The organism is Fervidicoccus fontis Kam940 (assembly GCF_000258425.1).
Classification (GTDB): Archaea; Thermoproteota; Thermoprotei_A; order Sulfolobales; family Fervidicoccaceae; genus Fervidicoccus; species Fervidicoccus fontis.
In genome coordinates this window covers 952,153-974,769 of record NC_017461.1, presented here as the reverse complement: position 1 = coordinate 974,769, position 22,617 = coordinate 952,153, and the positions used below count along the sequence as shown (strand labels likewise).

Annotated in this window: 20 protein-coding genes and 1 tRNA gene; 11 read left to right on the top strand and 10 right to left on the bottom strand. The window is 35.0% G+C overall.

The features are described 5' to 3' along the window. Positions 1-4 precede the first annotated feature (4 nt). From FFONT_RS05035 to FFONT_RS05025, 3 genes are read right to left on the bottom strand one after another with little or no spacing between them, the layout of a single operon-like run. Entirely contained in the window at positions 5-787 is a 783-nt protein-coding gene (locus FFONT_RS05035; protein ID WP_014558155.1) for an NADH-quinone oxidoreductase subunit B family protein, read from the bottom strand. Beyond that, positions 784-1,623, bottom strand: coding sequence for an FAD/NAD(P)-binding protein (locus FFONT_RS05030; RefSeq protein ID WP_014558154.1), 840 nt, complete (start codon positions 1,621-1,623; stop codon positions 784-786). The genes FFONT_RS05035 and FFONT_RS05030 overlap by 4 nt, the downstream gene beginning before the upstream one ends. After that, entirely contained in the window at positions 1,610-2,653 is a 1,044-nt protein-coding gene (locus FFONT_RS05025; RefSeq protein WP_014558153.1) for a 4Fe-4S dicluster domain-containing protein, read from the bottom strand. The genes FFONT_RS05030 and FFONT_RS05025 overlap by 14 nt, the downstream gene beginning before the upstream one ends. Before the next feature lie 176 nt (positions 2,654-2,829). Between FFONT_RS05025 and hypD the strand changes: the two genes are divergently transcribed. From hypD to hypE, 3 genes are read left to right on the top strand one after another with little or no spacing between them, the layout of a single operon-like run. After that, positions 2,830-4,023, top strand: coding sequence for a hydrogenase formation protein HypD (gene hypD / locus FFONT_RS05020; protein WP_211206224.1), 1,194 nt, complete (start codon positions 2,830-2,832; stop codon positions 4,021-4,023). 2 nt (positions 4,024-4,025) lie between these two features. Then, entirely contained in the window at positions 4,026-4,262 is a 237-nt protein-coding gene (locus tag FFONT_RS05015) for a HypC/HybG/HupF family hydrogenase formation chaperone (RefSeq protein WP_014558151.1), read from the top strand. Positions 4,263-4,268: 6 nt separating this feature from the next. Then, entirely contained in the window at positions 4,269-5,327 is a 1,059-nt protein-coding gene (gene hypE, locus FFONT_RS05010) for a hydrogenase expression/formation protein HypE (protein ID WP_014558150.1), read from the top strand. Between the two features lies 1 nt (position 5,328). Here hypE and hypF read toward each other — a convergent pair whose 3' ends face one another. The 3 genes from hypF to FFONT_RS04995 are packed head-to-tail and all read right to left on the bottom strand — an operon-like array spanning position 5,329 to position 9,400. After that, a complete protein-coding gene (hypF, locus tag FFONT_RS05005; RefSeq protein WP_014558149.1) occupies positions 5,329-7,641 on the bottom strand; it encodes a carbamoyltransferase HypF in 2,313 nt (770 codons plus the stop codon). 33 nt (positions 7,642-7,674) lie between these two features. Then, positions 7,675-8,436, bottom strand: coding sequence for an ABC transporter permease (locus tag FFONT_RS05000; protein WP_148683674.1), 762 nt, complete (start codon positions 8,434-8,436; stop codon positions 7,675-7,677). A 1-nt stretch (position 8,437) separates the two neighbouring features. Then, positions 8,438-9,400 carry an ATP-binding cassette domain-containing protein gene (locus FFONT_RS04995; protein WP_280101546.1) on the bottom strand — a complete coding sequence of 321 codons (963 nt, stop codon included), beginning with the start codon at positions 9,398-9,400 and terminating at the stop codon, positions 8,438-8,440. Positions 9,401-9,788: 388 nt separating this feature from the next. Between FFONT_RS04995 and FFONT_RS04990 the strand changes: the two genes are divergently transcribed. The 4 genes from FFONT_RS04990 (at position 9,789) to FFONT_RS04975 (ending at position 13,508) form a co-directional block, all read left to right on the top strand. Next, positions 9,789-11,009, top strand: coding sequence for an aminotransferase-like domain-containing protein (locus FFONT_RS04990; RefSeq protein WP_014558146.1), 1,221 nt, complete (start codon positions 9,789-9,791; stop codon positions 11,007-11,009). Positions 11,010-11,106: 97 nt separating this feature from the next. Then, positions 11,107-11,601 carry a DUF2286 domain-containing protein gene (locus tag FFONT_RS04985; protein WP_014558145.1) on the top strand — a complete coding sequence of 165 codons (495 nt, stop codon included), beginning with the start codon at positions 11,107-11,109 and terminating at the stop codon, positions 11,599-11,601. Between the two features lie 135 nt (positions 11,602-11,736). Next, on the top strand, positions 11,737-12,462 hold the full coding sequence (locus tag FFONT_RS04980; RefSeq protein ID WP_014558144.1) for a nucleotidyltransferase domain-containing protein: 726 nt from the start codon (positions 11,737-11,739) through the stop codon (positions 12,460-12,462). Continuing rightward, positions 12,462-13,508 carry a radical SAM protein gene (locus FFONT_RS04975; RefSeq protein WP_014558143.1) on the top strand — a complete coding sequence of 349 codons (1,047 nt, stop codon included), beginning with the start codon at positions 12,462-12,464 and terminating at the stop codon, positions 13,506-13,508. Before FFONT_RS04980 ends, FFONT_RS04975 begins: the two co-directional genes overlap by 1 nt. A gap of 171 nt (positions 13,509-13,679) precedes the next feature. On the opposite strand, the gene FFONT_RS04970 is transcribed toward FFONT_RS04975, so the two are convergent. Next, positions 13,680-14,801 (bottom strand): mRNA surveillance protein pelota, encoded by a 1,122-nt coding sequence (locus tag FFONT_RS04970; protein WP_014558142.1) that lies wholly within the window; start codon positions 14,799-14,801, stop codon positions 13,680-13,682. 274 nt (positions 14,802-15,075) lie between these two features. Between FFONT_RS04970 and FFONT_RS04965 the strand changes: the two genes are divergently transcribed. Genes FFONT_RS04965 through FFONT_RS04955 form a run of 3 tightly spaced genes read left to right on the top strand, consistent with a single transcriptional unit; the run spans position 15,076 to position 18,034 of the window. Then, positions 15,076-16,203, top strand: coding sequence for a substrate-binding domain-containing protein (locus FFONT_RS04965; RefSeq protein WP_148683672.1), 1,128 nt, complete (start codon positions 15,076-15,078; stop codon positions 16,201-16,203). Then, positions 16,200-17,000: an ABC transporter permease gene (locus tag FFONT_RS04960; RefSeq protein WP_014558140.1), complete on the top strand. Its 801-nt coding sequence runs from the start codon at positions 16,200-16,202 to the stop codon at positions 16,998-17,000. Before FFONT_RS04965 ends, FFONT_RS04960 begins: the two co-directional genes overlap by 4 nt. After that, complete coding sequence (locus FFONT_RS04955; RefSeq protein ID WP_014558139.1) at positions 16,985-18,034, top strand: ABC transporter ATP-binding protein; 1,050 nt, start codon at positions 16,985-16,987, stop codon at positions 18,032-18,034. Before FFONT_RS04960 ends, FFONT_RS04955 begins: the two co-directional genes overlap by 16 nt. Positions 18,035-18,244: 210 nt before the next feature. Here FFONT_RS04955 and FFONT_RS04950 read toward each other — a convergent pair. Further along, positions 18,245-18,352 (bottom strand) — tRNA-Met (locus FFONT_RS04950). Positions 18,353-18,537: 185 nt separating this feature from the next. On the opposite strand from FFONT_RS04950, the gene FFONT_RS04945 reads away from it, so the two are divergent. Next, complete coding sequence (locus FFONT_RS04945; RefSeq protein WP_014558138.1) at positions 18,538-19,425, top strand: MBL fold metallo-hydrolase; 888 nt, start codon at positions 18,538-18,540, stop codon at positions 19,423-19,425. A 44-nt stretch (positions 19,426-19,469) separates the two neighbouring features. Here the strand turns inward: FFONT_RS04945 and FFONT_RS04940 are convergent, their stop codons facing one another. Next, complete coding sequence (locus FFONT_RS04940; RefSeq protein ID WP_014558137.1) at positions 19,470-22,031, bottom strand: adenosylcobalamin-dependent ribonucleoside-diphosphate reductase; 2,562 nt, start codon at positions 22,029-22,031, stop codon at positions 19,470-19,472. 252 nt (positions 22,032-22,283) lie between these two features. Beyond that, positions 22,284-22,604 carry a hypothetical protein gene (locus tag FFONT_RS04935; RefSeq protein WP_014558136.1) on the bottom strand — a complete coding sequence of 107 codons (321 nt, stop codon included), beginning with the start codon at positions 22,602-22,604 and terminating at the stop codon, positions 22,284-22,286. Between the last annotated feature and the right edge of the window lie 13 nt (positions 22,605-22,617).

Below are 22,617 nucleotides of genomic sequence, written 5' to 3'. Positions count from 1 at the left end.
CACCTCAAACTTTTTGTTTTTTAGAGAAAAATTCTTTATCCTTAGAGTAGCTAAACCTCATAACATAAGATAAAACGTCCTCTTTGCTTGCTATGCCAAGCTCTTCTATTTTGTTTGCAAACCTCTCTATATCATTCATTGAAAGATCTGTTCTTATCCCAAAGCATCCGATGCATCCTCTGCCAAAGCTAGGGCACAGTGCACCGCATCCTGTAGAAACTATTGGTCCGAGGCACAGCTTGCCTTTAGTTATTAAAATGCACTCATTTCCCCTCCTTTTGCATTCTGCGCAAAGAGATTCGGTGATAGTAATTTCTCCTCCACCTAAAACTACCTTTCTTAACAATGTTAATAGCTTATCTCCATTTACTGGACATCCTGGAACTATAAAGTCGGGCTTTATAATCTCCGAAACAGAGTAGACATCTCCTTCTATATCAATATATTCAGGCTTAATGTACACACTTTTCTTTACATCCTCAACGTTGGTTCGATCCCTCAAGGACTGAATACCGCCATAAGCTGAGCATGTTCCTACTGCTAAAACAAACCTGGTTTTGCTTCTTATTTCTCTTAGCCTTTCTATCTGTTCTTTGTTTACAACAGATCCTTCGACGAGAAAAATATCAAATTTTCCTTCAAAGTTGTTCTTATCTTGAAGCTCTGGAAAATAATCTATCTGTATCTTTTCCATGATTTGTGGATCAGAAAGCAGGGCATATACAATTTCATTTATGCATCCTGAACAGGAGGCGAATTTTTCCACTCCTATCCTCAGCTTATTCATATCCCTTCTACCTCCATGTATTGGGAAACCTGATCAAATGAAAAGACCGGTCCGTCCTTACATACATAGTAATGCCCCAATTGGCATGTACCGCATATTCCTACCCCGCACCTCATCCTCCTTTCTAAAGATACGAAAATATCCCTCGGATCTGCCCCTTTGTTTACCAGCTTCTTAGCCGTTATTTTCATCATTATTTCTGGGCCACAAACGAAGTATTTGAAGTCTCCATCCAACTTTACTTTATCAAGCATGTCTGGGACGAACCCCACATTCCACTTCCAATCTTCAGCCGGTTTATCGATTGTTAGAAATAATTCTATGCCAGGAATTTTCTTATATTCTTCAATTTCATATTTATATATAATGTCATTAGGACTCCTTGCGCCATAAATTACAACCAACCGCCCAAACTTTTGTCTGTTATTTGAAACAAATCTTAAAACAGGCCTCAATGGAGCAAAACCAATTCCTCCACCTGCTATTAATATGTCCTTTCCTAAAGCCTCTTCTATTGGCCAATTGTTTCCATATGGACCTCTGATCCCAATCTTGTCACCGATATTCACTGTTGAAAGCATGTATTTAGTCACCGTCCCCGTTCCTCTAATTGTCAGTGTTATGAGAGAGCCTCCATCTTCCTCATAAACAAGGTCTGAAAGAGAAATTGGAACTTCTCCGAATCCTTTTAAGTAGACCATCACAAACTGTCCAGGTTTAAATTTTTGAGCTTTTTCTGCATTGGAAAATAATTTGTAAGTTTTTATATCGCTAGTTTCATTGATTATTTCCTTTACATTAGCAATAGATGGAACTAGTATGTCATTTCTTACCATAAATGCTCACCACACTGTTTAAGGTCTTTCTTAAATCTAATCTAAGAGGGCAGAATGCTATACACCTACCGCATCCTACACAAATTTTTGTTCCAATTTCCTTTTTTGAAAAAAGAAACTTGTGAAGAACAAAGTGACGATATCGCATATACTGCTCTTTTCTGAAATGCATTCCTGCTATTTGCCCATAAACTGGAGATAAACACCCCACCCAAATCCTTTTTCTTTCTGCATTTCCATTCATTCTTATATCATCGATAAACTCTGTGCATGTACACGTTGGACAAACCATGTTACAATTAGAGCACCCAATACAATCTTTACTAATCTCTTTCCAAAGTTCCGCATCGTTTATTGACTTTTCTAAAGCGCCTTCGATATCTTTAACATCCAAGGGAAAATTCTTTTCAATTGTATCTTTTGCGTTTTTTATCTTTTCATTATATAGTTTAACTTCTTCTTCATTTGCCTCTCTAAGAAATAACTTTGAAAGAACACTTTCTCCTAATTTGCTTCCTGATTTAAACACTACCAAATATTCTCCGATAAAAGCATAAGATATATCGAAACCGCTCTCCGTATTTGGACCTGTTCCGACCTTACTACAAAAACAGTATTTCCCGGGAATTGTGCATTCCTGTACAACGATTCCTTTTATCGTTTCTCTTCGGTGAGAATAATAAGGATCTTCAGACAGCATTTTATCAAGTATATATAGTGAGTTAAGGTCACAAGGTCTTATTCCAAACAAAACCTTGTCTCCGCTTTCATTATCATAAACAGCATAAGAGCTATAGTCGCTCTTTGTCTTTAAGAATAGTTGCGACGATGGATGGACGATGTTTTTTATAGATTGTGGAGTTTTTGAGCTTATGCCTTCTGGAGATAAGCATAGTTGCGAAAAGTCGTTCAGTTCGCCGTAGATTATACTATTGCGATCTTTCTTTGGTCCATAAATATTTAAGCCATTGGATTTAAAATACAAAAAAAGTTTTTCTAGCGCACTTACTCCTCCAACATAAAATTTCATATAGTTACTCACATCCTTATTAATAATTAATCGAAGTGAAAACTTTCAATACAAAATTTAACTTTTAAGTATATTAATTTATTTGCAAAAAATAAGAAATAAGATATAAAAAATTAAAGTTTTAAAAAATATTTTATATACTTTAAGAATAACAGTAAAATTTTTGGTGGAAGTTATTGAAATCTTCTGATAACATCAGTAATGAAATGAGACTGATAGAGAAGGTTTTCAAAGATAATAGTCAGCTGGCATTAGAATTAAAGAGAAAAATAGAGGAACTCAGCAAAAAGATTAAAGCCAAGTTTGGAGAAGAGAAAAAGATCAAGATAATGAATTTCTGCGGGACGCATGAGTGGAGCATTGTAAGATACGGCATTAGAGCATTAATGCCAAAAAATGTTGAACTGATCGCAGGACCAGGGTGTCCTGTATGCGTTACGCCCTCCTATTATATAGAAGAAGCGATAAAGCTTGCTTTAGAAGGGTACAAAATCTATACTTACGGCGATACATACAGATTGATGGCTGTAAAAAACATAAGTGGAGTCAAATCTTTAAGCGAGGTTAAGTCTTTGGGCGGAGATGTACAGGTAGTAACGAGTATATTGGATGCATCGAAATACGCAAATAGTGATTCAAAGGAGTCAATTTTTTTAGGGATAGGCTTTGAGACCGTTGCACCTGGATATGCGATTGCAATTTCTTCGAACTTAATCCCAAAGAAAATGAGCATAATGAGCCTGCTAAAATTGACGCCACCTGCTATGTTGTACACGATAAAAGGACTGACAGAAGAAGAAAAAAGTGTCTTTGGAATAATAGCACCAGGTCATGTTTCATCAGTAATAGGTGCTAATTCCTGGAAATTTCTATCAAATGATTACAATATTCCAACAGTGATATCCGGTTTTGAGCCTATAGACATTTTAGTCTCGATAATGGAAATATTAAAACAGATCGTTAGAAAAAGGGCAGAAACCGTAATAGAATATAAAAGAGCAGTTAATTGGGAGGGCAATAAATTCGCTAAAAATTTAATAAATGAAGTCTTTTATCCTAGCGATGATGCATGGAGAGGAATAGGGATTCTTCCTAAAAGTGGACTGAGAATTAGAGAAAAATTTGAGGATTATGATTCCTTTAAAAAATTAGGGATAAGGGAGATTGATCCATTAAATTGGAAGGACGAAAAACTTCCTGGATGTAGGTGTAGTGAAGTAATAATTGGAAAAATCAAACCTATCGAATGTCCCTTATTTATGAAAAAGTGTACTCCAGAAAACCCATACGGTCCTTGTATGGTATCTATGGAAGGAACATGTTATATTTGGGCTAGATTTGGGACAATTGAAAACTTTGAGGTAGAGTAGAGATGTGCTGGGCAACGCCTGCTCTTGTTAAGAGCGTTTCCTCAGATAATTTAAAAGCTATAGTTGATTATGGAGATGGCATACAAAGAGAGGTAATTAATGCAATTCCAGATGAAAATATACAGGCAGGAGATACCGTTCTTGTGCATGCAGGAGTAATCATTTCTAAAATAGATAAAAACGAGCTTGAAGAGCAAATAGAATTTTTAGAAGGAATTTTTAAAGATTTTAACGAATAGCTTGAGGTGAAAATTTTGGAAGAGGGAAAAACTGTAAAATTAAGTCATGGCAATGGAGGACCTGAGACTTCGGAGATTCTTAATTCAATACTTTTCTCTAAAGTCGAAGAAACCCTTAAACGTGTAGAAGGTGGTGTTGGAATTGATGTTCTAGATGATGGTGCAACCATACCTATAGGAGATCTTGGATATGTTGTAATATCAACCGATTCATATACAGTCAAGCCTCTATTCTTTCCTGGAGGAGATATAGGAAAGCTTGCTGCAGCTGGCTCGATAAACGATGTTGTTATGATGGGAGGCAGACCTGTAGCGATTTTAGACTCTATAGTAGTACAGGAAGGATTTGAAATTAACGAATTAGAAAAAATCATGGAGTCTTTTATAAGCACATTAAAAGAGGAAAAAGTCTCCATAATTGGCGGTGATTTTAAAGTTTTGCCAAGAGAAGAACTTGATGGAATAATCATTACTACTACTGCAATAGGAATAGCTAAAAAGCCTATAATAGATAGACCAAAAGTGGGCGATAAAATCATAGTAACCGGTAATCTTGCTGAACATGGTGTTCTTATTTCTCTCTATAGATTAGGTCTCGAAGATAAAGCAGGCAATGCAGGGTTACTTCAAAGCGATGTAATGCCTTTATCTAAATATCTTCTTCCTATTTTTGAAAAATATGGAGAAAAAATTAATGCTGCAAGAGATCCTACAAGGGGAGGATTATCAGAAGTCCTGAACGAATGGGCATTGCAGAATAAACTAATAATTGAAATAGACGAAAAGTCTATTCCTTTAAGAGAGCCTGTAGTAAAGTACACTGAAATGCTTGGAATAGACCCCCTGCATTTAGCAAGCGAAGGCGTCGCAGTCCTTTCAGTTGAAGAAAGTGTATCAGAGGAAATCTTAGATGAGCTACAAAAAAATGGTCTGAGTGATGCTAAAATAATTGGAGAGGTAAAGAAAGAAGCAAAGGAAATGGGAATAGTTTTAATGAAGACTGCGATTGGGGGAAGAAGAGTTGTTGAACCCCCAAGAGGAGAGCTCGTTCCTAGAATATGCTGAACTAAATCTTACTAGATGCTACAGCAATTTGACCAACAGCAATGCCTCCATCTCCTGGGGGCAATTTTCTGTTTATCTTTACATCTATATTTCTCACTCTCGCTTCTTCTTTTATACCTCTTATTAAATAAGTATTTACCGATGCACCTCCTGATACTAAAATTTCTCCCCTTAGGTTTCTTTTTCCTTTTATAGCTTCTACAGCAATGTGCCCAAAGGCTCTGCCGAGCGCGATTAGACTTCCAAGTGCAAGTTCGCTCGAATCAACACTGTCCAAATGGTCTATAATATTTAAAATAAGCTCGGTTGTATTTATAAAAAACATTCCGTCATTTGAAACGATTGGAGCGTTAAGTTCAGCTCCTTTTTTAGCCTTATCAGCCAAAGCTTCCAGCTTTATAGCAGGCTCTCCTTCATAGCTTCTTAAGTACGAGGCTTTTAGCAATACAGATATAGCATCGATCACCCTTCCAATGCTACTACATTTAAAGCACTTTCCATTTCTTGAAAGCGTATAAGTAATCCTTGCTTCTTCCTCGCCATAAGGCAATGATGCCAACAATTCTCTCCTTCTCAAGACTTCTATCAGCTCTTCTTCATCTAAAACTGAAGATAAAATAGAAATGAGAGATTTGACCGGATATACAGAAGCTGAGTCTCCGCCTGAAAGGCAAAACGGCATAATTCCTCCTAGCTTGTAGAAACCTTCATATGAAGCTATCAAAGCCTCCCCTCCCCATATTTCACCGTTCGGTGAATATCCTATTCCGTCAATTGCAATTCCTACAGCTTTCTCATCAATTTTATAGCCTTGCTCAACCATAAGGGAGGCTAAATGAGAATGGTGATGCTGGACTTCAATTATTTCTGCACCATATATGCTTTTTAGTTTATGAGCCAACTTTCTATTTTTATACAGAGGATGCATGTCTATTGCTATAGCTTTTGGTTTAATTTCATAAGTTTTTATAAACCATTCAAGTTCTCTCTCCAAATCTTCAAGGGTCCCAATGTCATCTAAGTCACCAATAAATTGTGTTGGTATAATCTTATTTTCAAAGCTGACAGCTCCTGCTGTTTGAAGCTCTGCCCCAAGCGCTACTATTTCTTTTAACTCAAATGGCGATGAAATCCACAAAGGTGCATATCCTCTTGATCTTCTTAGAAAAACAGGCTCACCATCAGTAAATCTAATTACGCTATCATCAACCCTATGAACAATTTTCCTTTCATGCTCGATTATAAAATCAACAATAGAGCCAAGCTCATTCAATGCGCATTCAAGATCTTTGCACATTGGTCTGCCATGTATGTTTCCACTTGTCATGATTAAAAATCCATCAGGAATTTTTTCAAGCAAAAGATGCTGAAAACCAGTATAAGGCAACATGATCCCTATAGTAGACAAGCCTGGAGCTACAAGTTCGGATACTTTTGAACTATCTCTCTTTGGCAAAATTAAAATCGGCCTCTGAGGCGATAAAATTATCTTTTCCCCTATTTCGTCTAGATAAGCAATAGTCTTGACCGTTTCTATATCTTTGGCCATAATTGCAAATGGCTGGCTGGGCCTATTCTTTATTTTTCTTAGTTTTCTAACAACTTTATCATCTGAAGCTATAGATGCTATATGATAACCTCCGACCCCTTTAATGGCTAAAATTTTCCCCTCTAATAGCATCCTAGCAGAAAAGTCAACTGGATCTTCTTCGGTTTTTACTATTGTTCCGTCATTCTTAATAACTATGGTTTTTGGCCCACAAACAGGACAACTTATACCCTGAGCATGAAACCTTCTTAAGTTGCTCACGTCCTTATAATCACATTCACAGTCTTTGCATAAAGGGAAGTCTTCCATAGAAGTGTTTTCTCTATCATAAGGAACTGAGTACATCATTGAAAATCTAGGTCCGCACCATGCACAGCTATTCCAGTGATATTTGTAAAATCTCGAGCTCGGGCTCCGTATTTCACTCAAGCAATTGTCACATATTCCTATATCTGGGGGGATCATACTTCTCTTATCAAAATCATGCTTACTTTTCAATATTTTAAACTCCGTAAACCCTTTTGGTTCTTCATTGCTGATGCTAATTTCTTCAAAAATCGCAGGAGGAGGTTTCTCCTTCTCTAACAATTCTGTAAATTTTTCTACATTTCTTTTTTCTCCTTCTATAAATATCTCTACTTCTGCTCCTCCCTTATTTACAACATATCCGAACAAGTTTAAGTTAGTTGCTAATCTGTAAACAAATGGTCTAAACCCTACTCCCTGAACGACACCTACAATTTTTATCCTATGGGCTATTTTCATTAATCCCCCTCTTTTTCAGTTCAATTTAAAAATTTATTCTATAATTCTAGGCAACAATTTAATAGCAATAAACATCGATACAAGAACAAATATTGTTATTATCAACATGTCGCTTCCTATATATAAGCTACTCTGAACCAAAAGTGTTCTAAGTGCTGAAACTGTATATGTAAGTGGATTAACAAAAGAAATTACCTGGATAGGTCTAGGCATTACCTGAATTGGGTAGAGCGCATTGCTCGCAAAGAACAGTGGCATTGTTATTGCGCCAACTATTCCCATAAATCTCTCTCTAGTTTTTAGCGTTGATGCGATAACAATTGAAATGGCTGTAAAGCCCATTGATGCAAATGTCAGTATGAAATATCCTAATATAAGATCTAAAGGATCGGTTGTAAGCTTTGCACCAACTAACGCGGCCGCAACAAGGACTATTATATATTGTGTTGATGAACGCAATGCTCCTGCAAGAGATCTTCCAATAACAATATAACTTCTGGGCATTGGAGACGACAATAGCCTTTTTAGAACACCAGACTCTCTTTCAAATACAAGCATGATTCCGTAGGAGAGAGAAATAAATGTTGAAGACTGAAGAATAACTCCAGGAGATATAAATGTGACGTAATCTCCAGTAGAGGGAAATGCTCTTACCTTTGCCATTACGCTACCAAATACAGCAACCCAAAGTATAGGCTGAATTGCTCTGGTAAATATTTCTACAGGATCGTGCCTTATTCTTCTTAGCTCCATTTCAGCCATCGCAAAAATAGAGATAAGATTTTCCTGCTTCATTTTATCCACCCATTCTTATCATTTTCCTTTCACTTATGAGTTCTTTCATTCTTCCTTCCTCCTCTTCTTCAATCCTCTTTCCCATTAGCTTAATGAAAACATCATTCAGAGAAGCTTCTCTTATTCTAAGCTCTTTGACTTCTATTTTTTCTGCTTCTAAAGCACTTAATATTCTTGGTAAAACAAGTTGAGATTTTTCTACTAGAAATGTTAAGACATCAGAATTCTCCTCTATGATATCTATCCCAAAATTTTCAGCAATTATAGCTTTTACCTTTTCTTTATTGTCTACTTTTAGAGTGACTCTATCTCCTCCAATTATCATTTTAAGATCTTCTGGTTTACCGCTTATTACCTGCTTGCCTTTATTTATTATCGTGATCATATCTGCATATTTGTCTGCTTCATCCATGTAATGCGTAGCAAAAAGCACCGTTGTTCCGAATTCTTTTTTATATGAGATAACTCTTTCCCATACGTTGTTTCTAGCGATAGGATCAAGCCCAATAGTTGGCTCATCTAAAATGAGTATTTTTGGGCGGACCATTAAAGCTGCTGCTATCTCCAACCTCCTAAACATTCCGCCTGAATATGTTTTTACCAGCCTTCTTGAAGCATCTTTTAAATCCATAAAATCTAGAGCTTCTTCTATTCTTTTAACTCTTTCGCTTTTTGGAATCTCGTAAATCTTCGAATAAATAAGTAAATTCTCATATCCAGTCAAATCTGTCCATAATGAAACTTCCTGAGGCACGTAACCCAACATGCCCCTTGCCTGCTGAGGGTTCTTTCTAACATCTAAACCAAAAATATATGCTGTTCCTTTAGTAGGGGTAAGCTGAGTTGTAAGTATTCGTATAAGAGTTGTTTTTCCTGCACCGTTAGGTCCTAAAAGTGCATGAATTGATTCTTCTTCTACATCAAAGCTCAAATCATCTAAAGCCTTTACCGATTTATCGTAAATTTTTACAAGTCCTTTTATCTCAATTGCTTTCGTAAAAAAAACACCTTTAAAGCTGTTATAAGAAACTCGTTAACTAACAGTTGTTTTTAATAAAATTATTCGTTAATATAGTTAAATGAAAAATTTGTTTATAAAACTTTTATGAAAAAGTATTTATTAAATTAAATCAAATTTGTCATTACGTATATTCTTAAAATTAAATATATAGATATTAAATATACTCGTTGTTTTCAAAAAATAATATTTTTAAGTAATGTATTATTAGAATTTATTAGAGTTATTTTTAAAATTGTCTGATACTTTATTAAAAGGTTTTTTAAAAGAAGATATATTTATTAATAAAAGAAATTAAAAAATAATTAGATGACTAAATAAAGGGGTATTTTATATGAATTATAATTCGTTCTTAAATAAGGAAATTTCAGACTTTCTATCACTAGAAGTACCAGGATTTCCAGAACCACCACAGGGAAGAAAGGTAATAATGTTCAGCGAAGGAAGACCTAACTTTTCGAGGTTTCCATTAGACAAAGCCCTTCCATACGTACAAGAGGTCTTTAAGACAGAATATCAAACAATGCTACAATATCCACCAATAAAGGGAAACCCTGAACTAATGAAAGAATTGAGAAAGCTTATGGAAAAGTACGTGTCTCTTAAGGGAACTGAAGATGATGACATGATTATCATGTCAGGAAGTCAACAAGCTTTATATATGGTTTCTAGAATACTTGTAGACCCTGGAGACTATATAGTAGTTGAAAGACCAACTTATCTTGAGGCTATATTCGCTTTTACGTACAATAAAGCTAAAATGCTTGGCGTTAATCAAGATGAAAACGGAATGAAAACAGATGAGTTGGAAACTCTTCTAAGAAAGCTAAAAAGCGAAGGGAAAAGAATAAAATTTGTGTATACCGTTCCAAATTACCAAAATCCAAGTGGAGCAACCTTACCAATGGAAAGAAGGAAGCATCTATATGAGCTCGCGTCTCAGTATGACTTTCTAATATTTGAAGATGACGCTTACTGCTATTTGAGCTATGAGGGAAAAGCACTACCTGCGATTAAATCATTAGATACCGAAGGAAGAGTAATATTTACTAGCACCTTAAGCAAAATCCTTTCGCCAGGGCTTAGAATAGGGTGGGTATTTGCAAACAAGGAAATTGTTAAAGCCCTTCTTGCTGCGAAGGAAGTCATAGACCTAGGTGTCTCTGGTATATCTCAATATTTAGCGACAATCTGGCTCAGAAATGGAATTCATGAAGAATTCTTAAAAATAGCTATTCCATGGTATAAACAGAAAAGAGACATTATGCTGGAAATGCTAGATGAACTGTTCCGCAATGATGCTCACTGGACAAAGCCCAAGGGAGGATTGTTTATATATGTGCAATTCAACAACAAGAAAGTTAACACACAAAAACTATTAGAATATGCGAAGAAAAAGGGAGTACTATTCGTCTCTGGACAACCATTCTATCATGACTTCAGCGTGTTAAATACTATAAGGTTAAACTTTAGCATGCCAACTGAAGATGAAATAAAAGAAGGAATCAGGCTACTGAAAGAAGCTTATGATGAATATCTATCAAGCGGACTTTAAAATTAACTTTTTTATTGAATTTAAATTGTTTGGCGAATAATTTTTAAACTCCTAAAATAATCCCTTTTTTAATGCGTGAAATTTTTGGTGTTAGCATATGTCCGGAAATAAGCAATCTTTTATTATAATAAACGCTCATTCAGGAAAAGTAAAGGATAAGAAGATAGTAGAAGGAGAGTTTGAAGAAGTTGTAAAAAATGCTGGAAAGGAGTTTTTATTGAATGAGTGGTTACCTTCCTTCAGTGATTTCATGATACTTAGGGATATTTTCGAGGTGGAATTAAAATCTAGCCTGCCAAAAGAGGTAATTTCAAAGTACAAAGAATATAACTTAAAGAGAAAAGATAAAGATACTCTTGTTGCAACCTTGCCTGTGTACTTGATAGTCTATGAAAGTCTGAAAATAAGTGAAGACAGCTATCATGATAGAGGAGTTTCTGTTGTTGCACCTTATATAAGAGAAGAAGATGCGCAACTTCTTTCTGAATTGCTGATCGAGACAACTAAAAAGCCTACATTAGAAGAAATAGAAAAAGAAGAAAATATTGCAGAAGAATTAGAAGAAGAGGACGAAGACGTAGAAAAGGAATAAAAATTTTTATTAAACGAATTATATTAAATATATGATAAGAAGCCGGGTAGTCTAGCGGCCAAGGATGCGGGGCTTTGGACCTTCTCCTCTCCTCCCATATCTTAGGCAATACTTTGTTTCTTAACGTGAACTAAAATGGTAAGAGAGAAAGTGTCGAAAAATTATGATGAATTCTACTTTGAATACGGTGAAAAAGAACTAAAAATTCTAAACGAGAAAAGAAAAAAAGCTAGAAATATTATGGGTATACTTGAATCTAAGAACATAAGATCATTTTTGCACGGTAGCGTGGCAAGAGGAGATGTGCACAGTAAAAGTGATGTAGATATTGTAATCCTGCAAGACATTCCCTCATATGTAATTGAGCTAACCCTTGAATCTTTTGGGATTTTGCCTGTTCTCAAGAGAATAGTTCAGGCAACACCATCGAACTCCCCAAAGGCATATCTAATTTTGGACCCCGAGGAAGAGGTAGTAGTGAGCTTTCCCTTGACAAAGCTAATGAAGAGGGAAGTAGAATTCTATTCTTTTGGGGGAATTATAGACTATGGGCAACTTATGAAGAATGTGAGAGTACCCGGAGTAAACAAAAAGCTTGAGCTCATAAAACCTATTGAAGAAGGTTATACGAAGAGCTCTATAATAGGTAGAGAAGAAGAAATTGCCAGTCTTTTAAAAATAAGCATTGATACAATATTAGAAAGAGAGAGAGTGCTGATAAGGAGAGATGAAAAAGGGAGAACTGGGGTTTATTTGAACATAGAGCTATATCCAGAGGACCCAATAGAAGATGCCGTATTAAAAGCTTCAGAAAAAAATCCTGCTCTAAAGAAGGTGCTTAGAGAGAGAGGTAAGTATTGATGAGCATTAAAAAGTCAGAAATAGCTGCTATATATGGAAATAAGCTTCCAGTTGGTTGCAACTTATGTTTTTCTGGGATCAAAGCGGTCATATTTTTAACAGGTTTATGCAATGAAAAATGCTTCTATTGCCCAGTAAGCTATTTGAGAAGAAATAAGGATTTGATATATGTAAATGAAAGAAAGATTGAAAATTTCGAAGAAATTTTTGAAGAAATAGAAAGATCTGGAGCAAAATCGGCGAGTATAACTGGCGGAGAACCTTTAATAGTTTTTGATAGAACAACGAAGATAATCGAATTGCTTAAACAAAATTTTGGAAGCAATTTTCATATCCATTTGTACACAAATGGCATTTTAATTAATGAAGATGTGTTAAAAAAGCTAGAAAAAGCTGGATTGGATGAGCTTAGAATTCATCCTACGATAGATGGAATAGAAAAGAAAGTAGTAATTGCAAAAAAAGTTACTTCTCTTTCAGTAGGAGTCGAAATTCCTTCTTTACCTGGGAAAGAAGAGTGGATGATAAAATTAGCGGAATTTCTTGATAAAGCTGGAGCCGATTTTTTAAATATAAATGAACTGGAAGCCAATGAGACAAATATAAAGAATCTAAGAATAAACGGATTTGTTATCAGTGATAACGGTATAGTTGTTAATGGAAGCAGAGAAACCGCCATGAAAGTTATTGAATACGCAAAAAAGCATAGCTTAAAAATACCTATACATTTCTGTCCTGCTATATTTAAGGATGCCGTCCAAACCAGAAATCGATTTATTATTACCGCTCAAAATGACATCAAAATTTATGAAAAGGCTGATGGAGGATTAATCAAATTCGGAATTTTAGAGCCAGAAAGTACTGATATTGAGATAGAAAAATTTATTGATGAAGGTTTGATACAAAGATGCAGAGATTCTCTTTGCTTTCATTTAGATGATTTAAAAAAATTAAAAGATCTTATCAATAAGAAAGGAAAAGCATATGTAGTTGAAGCGCATCCTACGAGAGAGAGATTTATTGTTAATAAGTCGAGATTATTTTAATTATTTTCCTCCTATGGGTCAGGTCTCAAGAGTTTAGTCCAAGTATCTTTAACTCTTTTATCTACTTATTTAGGATGCAAATAGCTTTAAATCTTAAAGAATGATATATCAATAACATTGATCGCGCTAGGCCGAATTTTCGTAATTAAATAACTGAAATTTATGCGAGCACTATTCTCTGCTTGAAGAGAGACCCTCGTTCTTAGTACTGGAAGAAAAATCGGCTTTATTAGTACTAATCGGAAATCTGAGTAAACAGACAATGCTACCTAGTCCATAAAGCTTTTCAGAAGCCTCTGAGCAGGAAGGTAGTATCACAACTCTTCCCCCAAAACTTTCAACATTATTTAATACTTCTTCGATTTCTTTTCTTCTTTCTAAATCTTGATTACTCAAAAGTTCGTCCAATATCAATATGTCGCTTACTGCACCAATTTCAGATGCATTTTTACATTCTTCCAAACCAATAGCGACCTGTTCAGGTTTTACTGATAGCTTTATAAGAATATTTTCCAAAAGTTGCAAAGATTTTTTTAGTTCTTCATCTTTTAGAATTTCTGTTGGCTTACCTTTAGCAATTGTCTCTTTTATTCCATAAACTCCGCCCATACTCGTATTCTCCAACACAATTGTCAATTTATTAATGCTATTTTTTATAGCTTCGCTTACTACCTCCTTGAAAAAACCAGGACCAGAAATTACTATTCCAAAAATATCTTTCTCCCTATTAATTATAGATAAAACTAAAGATGCGATTTCATTTATAGCTTCGGTTATCGCTTTTTCTCTACTCTCATCTCCTTTACCCGGTATATGAAGATCGTTGCTCACCAATATCTTATAACCTTGCCTTCGAAATAATGCTATTGAATATTCATCATAGTCTACAGCCACAATCAAAACTGAGCCAAAAGATTTTTTATATTTCTCCATACGTTTTATAGTTGATTGATCCCACCCTTCTTCTCTAAATACTATTAATTCGTCCCCTTCGCCTACACTTAAGGTATGGTGGCTACCTAAAATCCCGAACTTATCAGGACCTTCTTTTACTATTCCTCTTATTCTTAATTTATTAGTAAATGGTTGAAATTCCATATGTGATAAACTAATAGTTAAGGTCATAGGCAACCTTCTGCTTTTTCCACCTTCACTTTGCTTTACGTCTCTTAATGTTTTCATAGTAATAAGATCTCCCTTCTGAAGTATCGTATAAAGAAGCCAAAGGTCGTCTATATTTTCAATTTTTATTTTCAACACGGTCTTTTTATTGTCAATAAATTCATATTTCATTTAAGTTTGCCTCCAAATCCTTAACAAGACGCTAAATGCCACACCTTCTTTTTTTGTCCTAAATAGTAGAATTGGAATTATATTTCTATGAATCTTCTTTTATTCTCAATAAGCATTTTTATGTTTATTATTTTTATTCGTTTGAATAAAATGTTTTAGTTTTTTTCCTTCGTAACACATTCACTGAATTTTCATATTTTGCAGATGTTACTAAATTTACAATAAACCGATAATTTTTTATTTTCAAAATCTAATAACGAATATAGTGATTTCTATGAATAAATATTGGTATCTAACTATAGGTATAATTATAGGATTAGCTATAGGTGGAGTTTTAGTTTATACTATACAGAATCATGAAATTAAAGCTAATCCGGCAACCAACATAACTACATTTAATGTAGGAGCAGCCGGGACGCTTAAATTTAGTTTCTCTCAACTTCTTTCGATATATTCTAACTATTTTCCTTCAGTACAGCAGGGTTCTCCCTTTTTTGCAGGTAGCGGAGAAGTAGCTCAAAAAGAAGTTACTACGAAATCTTATAGCATTGTAGCTGCAGCAGATACATCTACTATTCCATCAGTACTTTTTCCAGCTAACCTTTCAGACTATGAAATAGCTTTCGGTTATACACAAATGACAATAATTGTAGACTTAAATACTCCATATGGAAGAGAGGTATACTCTCTTTGGAATCAATCTATTCAACAAATACCATATAGTGATACTTGGAACGATACTTGGAGAAAAATTTTTAATATAATAGCACTGAATCCTAATACAGTCGTAGGAGTTTCAAATCCATTCACAGATCCCAGCGGTTATCAAGCACAGTGCATGCTTAAACTTGCTGGCCTAACTTTCTACGGAAATAGCAGTTACTTATGGAGCGCAATATATAGCAATCCGTCTAAATACATTATGAGAAATACTGAAACTGACCTTCTTTCTCTGATGACCGCAAATAATACTGTTCAATTCATCCTCTCTGCATACTTATCTAATGCAATTCCCCAAGTACAATATTATCAGCAAAATGGATATAACATCACATATATAACGCTTCCTTCAGCTATAAATCTTGGAGACTTGAGCTATGTTAACTATTATAAACAAGTAAATGTAACTTGGACTCAACTAGGAACTACAAAGACTTTTAGCTGTAAACCAGTGATATATACGATAACAATACCATCTAATGTTCAGAATAAGCAGGCGAGCATAGATTTTATATTGCTCATCTATAGCCCAATTGGACAGCAAGTTCTCAAATCTTACGGAATTCAACCTATTAACCCTGGAATAGTATATGGAAACTATACTGACGTACCGCAAGAAATAAAAATATTTACCATACCATTAGATAACGTAACCAATATGAAAGGTCTGTTTCCGGGATGAGCACAAAATTTTCCCTTTTTTTACTAACTTTTATAATATTAAGCGGGATTTTGCTTTTATTCTTTTCATACCCAATTGCAGTTATTTTTGCTGTTGGAATTAGCGGAGCTCTATCTTCGTTTAAAATAACACAGTTTGAATTAGGCTTATTGATAACAATCATCGCATCGTCTTTAGCTGCACTCGCTTCAATTGTATTTGGCATACCCCTAGCTTATATACTAGCAAGATATAATTTCAGATTCAAAGAAGTTATTGAAACTATTGTCGATATTCCTATTGCCGTTCCTCACATGATAGTAGGTATCATGATTGTTCTTTCTTTTGCACAGTACTATGGATTTGGTGCTTTATTGCAGACACTTGGAATAAAAGTTATAGATACTATTTTTGGAGCTGTGCTTGCCGTTCTTTACGTTTCATCGACATATGCTGTAAGAATAATAGAAAGTGCAATTAAAGGGTTAGACCCCGAAATTGAAAATGTAGCATTAAGCCTGGGAGCACCAAGAGCTATAACTTTTTTCTCTGTTGTTATTCCCAATATAAAAAAGGCTTTAGCAAATGCAATTTTAACCTCATGGGCAAGAGCATCCTCTGAGGCAGGTGCACTGCTAATAGTAGCCTACCAAGTAAACTTTGCAGGTAATTTTGTATACCCAGCTTCTGTAGCTATTTATGAGGCATACGTTGGTCTAGGTGTGTTAGAAGCCGCAAGATTTTCTGTAGCTATGCTTATATTAATTCTCGGAATATATCTAGCAACCAGGGCTGTTCTAAGATGGAAGGTGGAATAAGATTGAGCGACAATTCTCTTGATGTTATTGGCTTAGAAGCATACCTTGGCGGATTCCACCTTGGTCCTATAAATTTAAACCTAAAGAAAAATGGAGTTGGGCTAATCATTGGACCAAATGGTGCTGGAAAATCTACTCTTCTCAAAGTAATTCTTGGTCTAATAGATGCAAAAAGGGGGAACATAATACTAAATGGAAGAGAGATTACAAAGCTGCCCACTGAAAAGAGAAATATCGGCTATGTCCCTCAAAGTTATGCGCTTTTTGAAAACATGACCGTAAGAGAGAATATAGAGTTCGGACTGAAGGTGAGAAAAATACCGCTTAATGAAAGGAATGAACGTGTGTTGAATTTAGCTAGAGAGTTAAAAATTGAAGATCTTTTAAATAAAAAAGTTTCTATTTTAAGTGGAGGGCAGAAACAGAGAGTTGCTTTAGCAAGAGCTTTAGCAATACTGCCAGATTTGTTACTACTTGACGAGCCTTTTTCTAATTTGGATCCTCAAAGTTTCGTAAATGCAATTGACTTACTTGATAGAACGGTTGCAAGGATAGGGCTATCTACAATCATCGTCAGCCAAAATGCTTCAAACTTGTTAAAAATAGCTACAGATGTGTTTTTCATGAAAAATGGAAAGATGCTATATCTAGGAGATCCTGATAAAGCTCTTAGAGATCCTAAAGTTCTTGAAGCTGCAATTTATTTAGGATTTGACAATTTTATAAAGCTAAGCGACGTAAAAAAGCATGCGAATATTTTTAGCGATATACAAGAAAAAGACGGATATCTAGCTTTAAGGTCAAATGATATTTCAATAGTTGAATCAGAAGATAACTGCGAAGGTTTTTTGATAAAAGGAAAATTAATAAAAATTTATCCAGAAGTAAATGGCTCACTATATGGAGAATTGGAAATAGAGGAAGGTACCATAATCAAGGCAAGAATTCAAGGAAAAACCTCTATAAAAGATTCTCTAGATATTTGTATAAATAAAAATAAAGCATCGCTTATTCTAGAAAATTTTAATTCTTGATTTTTAGCTTGAGTTTAAAAAATATGCTTTAAAAATATTATAGAAAAATTTTTGCTTATCACAATTTCCATATTAATAATGAAATTAAAATTATGAAATAGATACTAAATGAAGAAAAAACGTGAATATTGTAAAAGAAAATCCCTTTTCTTCTAAGTATTGAAAAGAATTATTTTTATGAAATATCTATAACTTTGCTTTAATCAATCTTGGTGCCGCGGCGGGGATTCGAACCCCGGACCTCCGGATCTCTCAGGAACGACCTTTCTTTTTTAACCGTATGAGTCCGGCGCTCCACCAGGGCTGAGCTACCGCGGCACTCACATCTTTGCTGATGTATTCCTTCATTTTATTAAAAATCAAGAACGTTTTTAAGTTTTCGCTTAGCTATTAATGCTTTTTATCGTAAAAATAGATTTGTTTAAAAACAAATAAAAATTAATACATAATTAGATGAAAAATGTACACAATAAGTGCTTCTTTAAAGATCAAGTCGTGATATCATGGAAAAGTCTTCTAAGTTTTTAATTTTTAAAGGAAGGACAAATGTATTAATTGTAACAAACGATAATAAAGAGGCTATCATAGTTGATACCGGCATAGATGAGGATAGTGGAAGAAAAATTGCAAAATTTTTAAATCAAAATTCTTTAACTCCTGTAGCAATTATCAATTCTCATTCTCATGCTGATCACATTGGAGGAAATAGCTATTTAGAAAAAAAGTTTAAAATTCAATCATACTCAACGAAGAATGAATGTGCCTTTATCGAAAATCCTTTGCTTGAACCTTTATACTTATATGAAGCTTTTCCTCCGGAGTCTCTCACAATAAAAACTCTCGCTGCCGAACCGTCAAGCTGCAATTCAATTGAAGAATTTAATATTAATGAATTTGGAATAGAAATTATAAGATTGCCTGGACATAGTATTGACATGATCGGTTTGAAAATTGGAGGTGAGCTTTTATTTACCGCTGACGCCTTTTTTGGTATCGATACCCTAATAAAGCATAAAATACCATATCATGTAAATGTTAAGAACTCATATTTAACCCTTCTAATGCTAAAAGAAGAGGTAAAAAAGTTCAATGCAGTTTTACCTTCTCACGGAGATTTAATCCAAAGCCAATCAGAAGCTGAAGATGCGATTTTAAAAAACATTAATGCGATTTTAGAGGTTAGAGATCTCATTGTTAATAGCTTTGAGTCTAAAAAAGAAGTTGAAAGTGTAATTTCTCAAGTTCTTAATCATTACGGATTTTCGAATGTTCCATTGGCACAGTATTTCTTGCTGAAATCAGCGATAATGTCGTATTTTGCCTGGCTGTTGGATGAAAAAATTTTATCTTTAGAGACCGAAGACGGAAGGCTCGTAGCAAAAAAGATTTAGCTTTAAAAACCTCTAAAACCCGCTCAATTCAAATATCGTTTAAATCAAGTTTCGCAGGTAGGACAACCGCCGGCATAGTCTTCCTCAGCAGCAACAATTTCTTTTTTTCCTATCCTGATTTTTTTCACAGATTTTCTAGTTTCATGTAATTCTCCGACAGCCTCCTTAACGTGATTGTCAACTGTTTTATTTTCTTTCTTTATGCCTTTTTCGAGCACTTGAATGCTTTTGCTCTTATCTCTATATACAGTAATGCCTTTGATCCCAAGCTTCCAAGCTAGCAAATATATGTTATAGACAGTTTCAGGAGGCTCATCTCTTCTCAGGTTTATCGTCTTGCTTGTTCCGGCATCTACCCAAACCTGCCAAGATGCTTGTTGTAACATATGCCATATAGGGTCAATATCATGAGCAGTTTTGAATACTCTCTTCAATTCTTCGCTTATTTCATCCATGCCTTGAATTGAGCCCGTTTCCGCGATTTTTGAGATCAAATTGGGAGTATCAAGCCCTAATTTCTCAAGCTCCTTTAGAAATACTTTATCAATTTCTATAAAAGTTCCAACAGAAACTATCCTCATGAATGCAAGAGCGAAAAGAGGCTCAATACTGCTACTTGTGCCTCCAATAATGCTTATTGTTCCTGTTGGAGCTATACTTGTCACGGTTGCATTTCTGAGGCCGTACTTTCTGTATTCTTCCTCTAGCTTATTCCAATCGATTTCCGGTGTATCGAACGCTTTTATTATGCTCTCTATATTGCCATGTTCTATATTGGCTATAGATAGCAAATCTTCTATTTTTCTAGCATCTCTCCATATTGGTCTATATAGATCTGGCTTAAATTCCGGGAAGGGGCCCTTTTCCTTTGCAAGCTCAATGCTCTCAAGGTATGCATTATAAGCTATCCATTCCGATAGCTTATATGCCAAAACAATGGCCTCAACGCTGTCATATGGTATTTTCATCATAGCTAAAAGATGTGCCCATCCCATAACGCCGAGTCCTATTTTTCTCGTCTTCAAGTTAGCTTTTGTTATTTGCGATAGAGGATGTCTATTAGCGTCGATGACATTATCTAAGAATCTAATGGCAATCTTTACATCATTGCCCAATGCAACCCAATTTATCTTATATTTGCCATTTTCTTCAACTAAATATTTGGTCAAGTTTATGCTTCCAAGATTACAGTTTTCCCACTCAAGCAAGGGCTCTTCTCCGCATGGATTAGTTGCATTTATTTTTCCAAGATACCATGTTGGATGTTTTCTATTTATCGTATCAATAAAAAGAACTCCTGGATCTCCACCCTCCCATGCACTATCCGTCATCTCTTTAAATAGATCTCTTGCTTTAACATAATTGACTATGGCTTTTTCGTTTTCTGCTATAGCTAAAGCCTCCTCCCAAGTAATGATCTTTGATTCATGAAGCGGGATGCTCCAGTCATTCTTTTCAAGTTCTTTTATTAGCTCTTCCTGAACCCATTCCTCCTCTATGCTGTATCTCATTAAATTCACTGCATAGAATTTGCTATCAATATCAAGAGTGTTTTTGAGCCATGTTTTTCTTGGATTTATTAGAGGAAAAATGCCATCGTTTTCCACTGCCCTCATAAATGAGTCATACACTCCAACGCTTATGTTAAAGTTCTGTAAAAATACGTCTTTGAGCTCACCGGTTTTCGCCTTTATAAATCTTTTTATATCCGGATGCCAAACATGAAGAACTCCCATATTAGCTCCTCTTCTTTTGCCTCCCTGCTTTATAACCTCTGTAGTAACGTCGAAAAGTCTCATGAAACTCAGCGGACCGCTGGCAACTCCCTGTGTTGACCCGACTATGTCTCCTTCTGGCCTCAATTCACTGAAATCAAAACCTGTCCCTCCCCCCTGCTGCTGTATTAGTGCTTGGGCTCTTACAGCATCCATTATTCCATCATTGTTTCTCGTAGTTAGAGAGTCTCTAACTGGTATAACGTAGCATGCGCTCAAAACACCGTTTCTAGTTCCAGCATTCATAAGTGTGGGAGAGTTTGGTATGAATTTTAGCTCTGACATAATTTTGTAAAATTCTCTCTCATACACTTCAGTATTATTATTGTATCTCCCTTCAACCGATGCGAGATGCCTTGCAACCCTTTTAAACATCATTGATGGCGTTTCGGTAAAGCGAAGCGATTCTGTATTCTTTAAAAGATATCTTGCTTCAAGGACCTTCAGTGCGTTAAAAGTAAAAGACGAATCCACCGGGTCAAAATCATTCCATTTCCCCTTTCCAAAAACATGATTATAAATTCTTGCAAGTACATATCTCTTTGCCACTTCTTCCCATATTGGGGAAATTAGTATCCTAGACACAAAATGCTTTTCTACAAGATCTGAAATTACAGAGGAAGGAACCTCCTTTCCTTTTAAGGTCAGATCCTTAATTACGCTTTCAACTACCTCTTTTATCTGCTCCTCATCAATTTCATTAAATCCATTGGCTGCTTTTTTCACAGATTGCATTAGCTTTTCCAAATTAAATTGCTCGGTGCTTCCATTTCTTTTCTTAACAACAATGCTGTTTACTGTTTCTGGGTCGATGATGCTAAATTCTATCAAACTAGCATCCCTCCAAACAAAATGATATTAAAAGATCATTTTCTTTAGTTTGAGCAATAATTGCATTTGCCCGGATAACTATGTAAATAAAAATATTCCCGTTTAAAGATTAAAAAGTTGTTTTGCGTAAAGGGATATCTTAATTCTGAACACGATAATACAAATTTCTGTAAGGATATAGAGGTTTTTTCTTTTTCTAAAGGAAAGACTTTACCTGAAGTATTATTGCATATTTTTCAGCATAAAAAATGTTTAAAAATCATCTTGGCTTCTTTTACCTGTAGATTGTATGTTTCTCATTTTCATATATTTGCTTATCAAGTAAGATATCAATACTTTTAGCTTATCTGCATCTCTTCTTCTTATTTTCTTCATTTTTTCTTCAAACTCTTCTCTAGTGGGCTCTTTGCCTTTAAAAAGTATAACAACAAGCTTTTCGTAAATATACCACATTAAGTGGTCATATTCTCTGTCCAAATCAATGTCATAGTACCCTTTCATAACTATTCTATCAACTAAGCCTCCTATGTAATAGTCAAGTATATCGATATTGGCTGTAAATTTAGCTCTCATTTCATCTACTCCC

Bases quoted from the DNA above. Each gene is read 5' to 3' on its own strand.
- FFONT_RS04975 (WP_014558143.1), top strand. From the start codon at position 12,462: ATGAGCATTAAAAAGTCAGAAATAGCTGCTATATATGGAAATAAGCTT.
- FFONT_RS04935 (WP_014558136.1), bottom strand. From the start codon at position 22,604: ATGAGAGCTAAATTTACAGCCAATATCGATATACTTGACTATTACATA.
- FFONT_RS04985 (WP_014558145.1), top strand. From the start codon at position 11,107: ATGTCCGGAAATAAGCAATCTTTTATTATAATAAACGCTCATTCAGGA.
- FFONT_RS05015 (WP_014558151.1), top strand. From the start codon at position 4,026: ATGTGCTGGGCAACGCCTGCTCTTGTTAAGAGCGTTTCCTCAGATAAT.
- FFONT_RS04955 (WP_014558139.1), top strand. From the start codon at position 16,985: ATGGAAGGTGGAATAAGATTGAGCGACAATTCTCTTGATGTTATTGGC.
- FFONT_RS05000 (WP_148683674.1), bottom strand. From the start codon at position 8,436: ATGAAGCAGGAAAATCTTATCTCTATTTTTGCGATGGCTGAAATGGAG.
- FFONT_RS04945 (WP_014558138.1), top strand. From the start codon at position 18,538: ATGGAAAAGTCTTCTAAGTTTTTAATTTTTAAAGGAAGGACAAATGTA.
- FFONT_RS04965 (WP_148683672.1), top strand. From the start codon at position 15,076: ATGAATAAATATTGGTATCTAACTATAGGTATAATTATAGGATTAGCT.
- FFONT_RS04990 (WP_014558146.1), top strand. From the start codon at position 9,789: ATGAATTATAATTCGTTCTTAAATAAGGAAATTTCAGACTTTCTATCA.
- FFONT_RS04970 (WP_014558142.1), bottom strand. From the start codon at position 14,801: ATGAAATATGAATTTATTGACAATAAAAAGACCGTGTTGAAAATAAAA.
- FFONT_RS05030 (WP_014558154.1), bottom strand. From the start codon at position 1,623: ATGGTAAGAAATGACATACTAGTTCCATCTATTGCTAATGTAAAGGAA.
- FFONT_RS05035 (WP_014558155.1), bottom strand. From the start codon at position 787: ATGAATAAGCTGAGGATAGGAGTGGAAAAATTCGCCTCCTGTTCAGGA.
- FFONT_RS05025 (WP_014558153.1), bottom strand. From the start codon at position 2,653: ATGAAATTTTATGTTGGAGGAGTAAGTGCGCTAGAAAAACTTTTTTTG.
- FFONT_RS04980 (WP_014558144.1), top strand. From the start codon at position 11,737: ATGGTAAGAGAGAAAGTGTCGAAAAATTATGATGAATTCTACTTTGAA.
- FFONT_RS04960 (WP_014558140.1), top strand. From the start codon at position 16,200: ATGAGCACAAAATTTTCCCTTTTTTTACTAACTTTTATAATATTAAGC.
- hypF (WP_014558149.1), bottom strand. From the start codon at position 7,641: ATGAAAATAGCCCATAGGATAAAAATTGTAGGTGTCGTTCAGGGAGTA.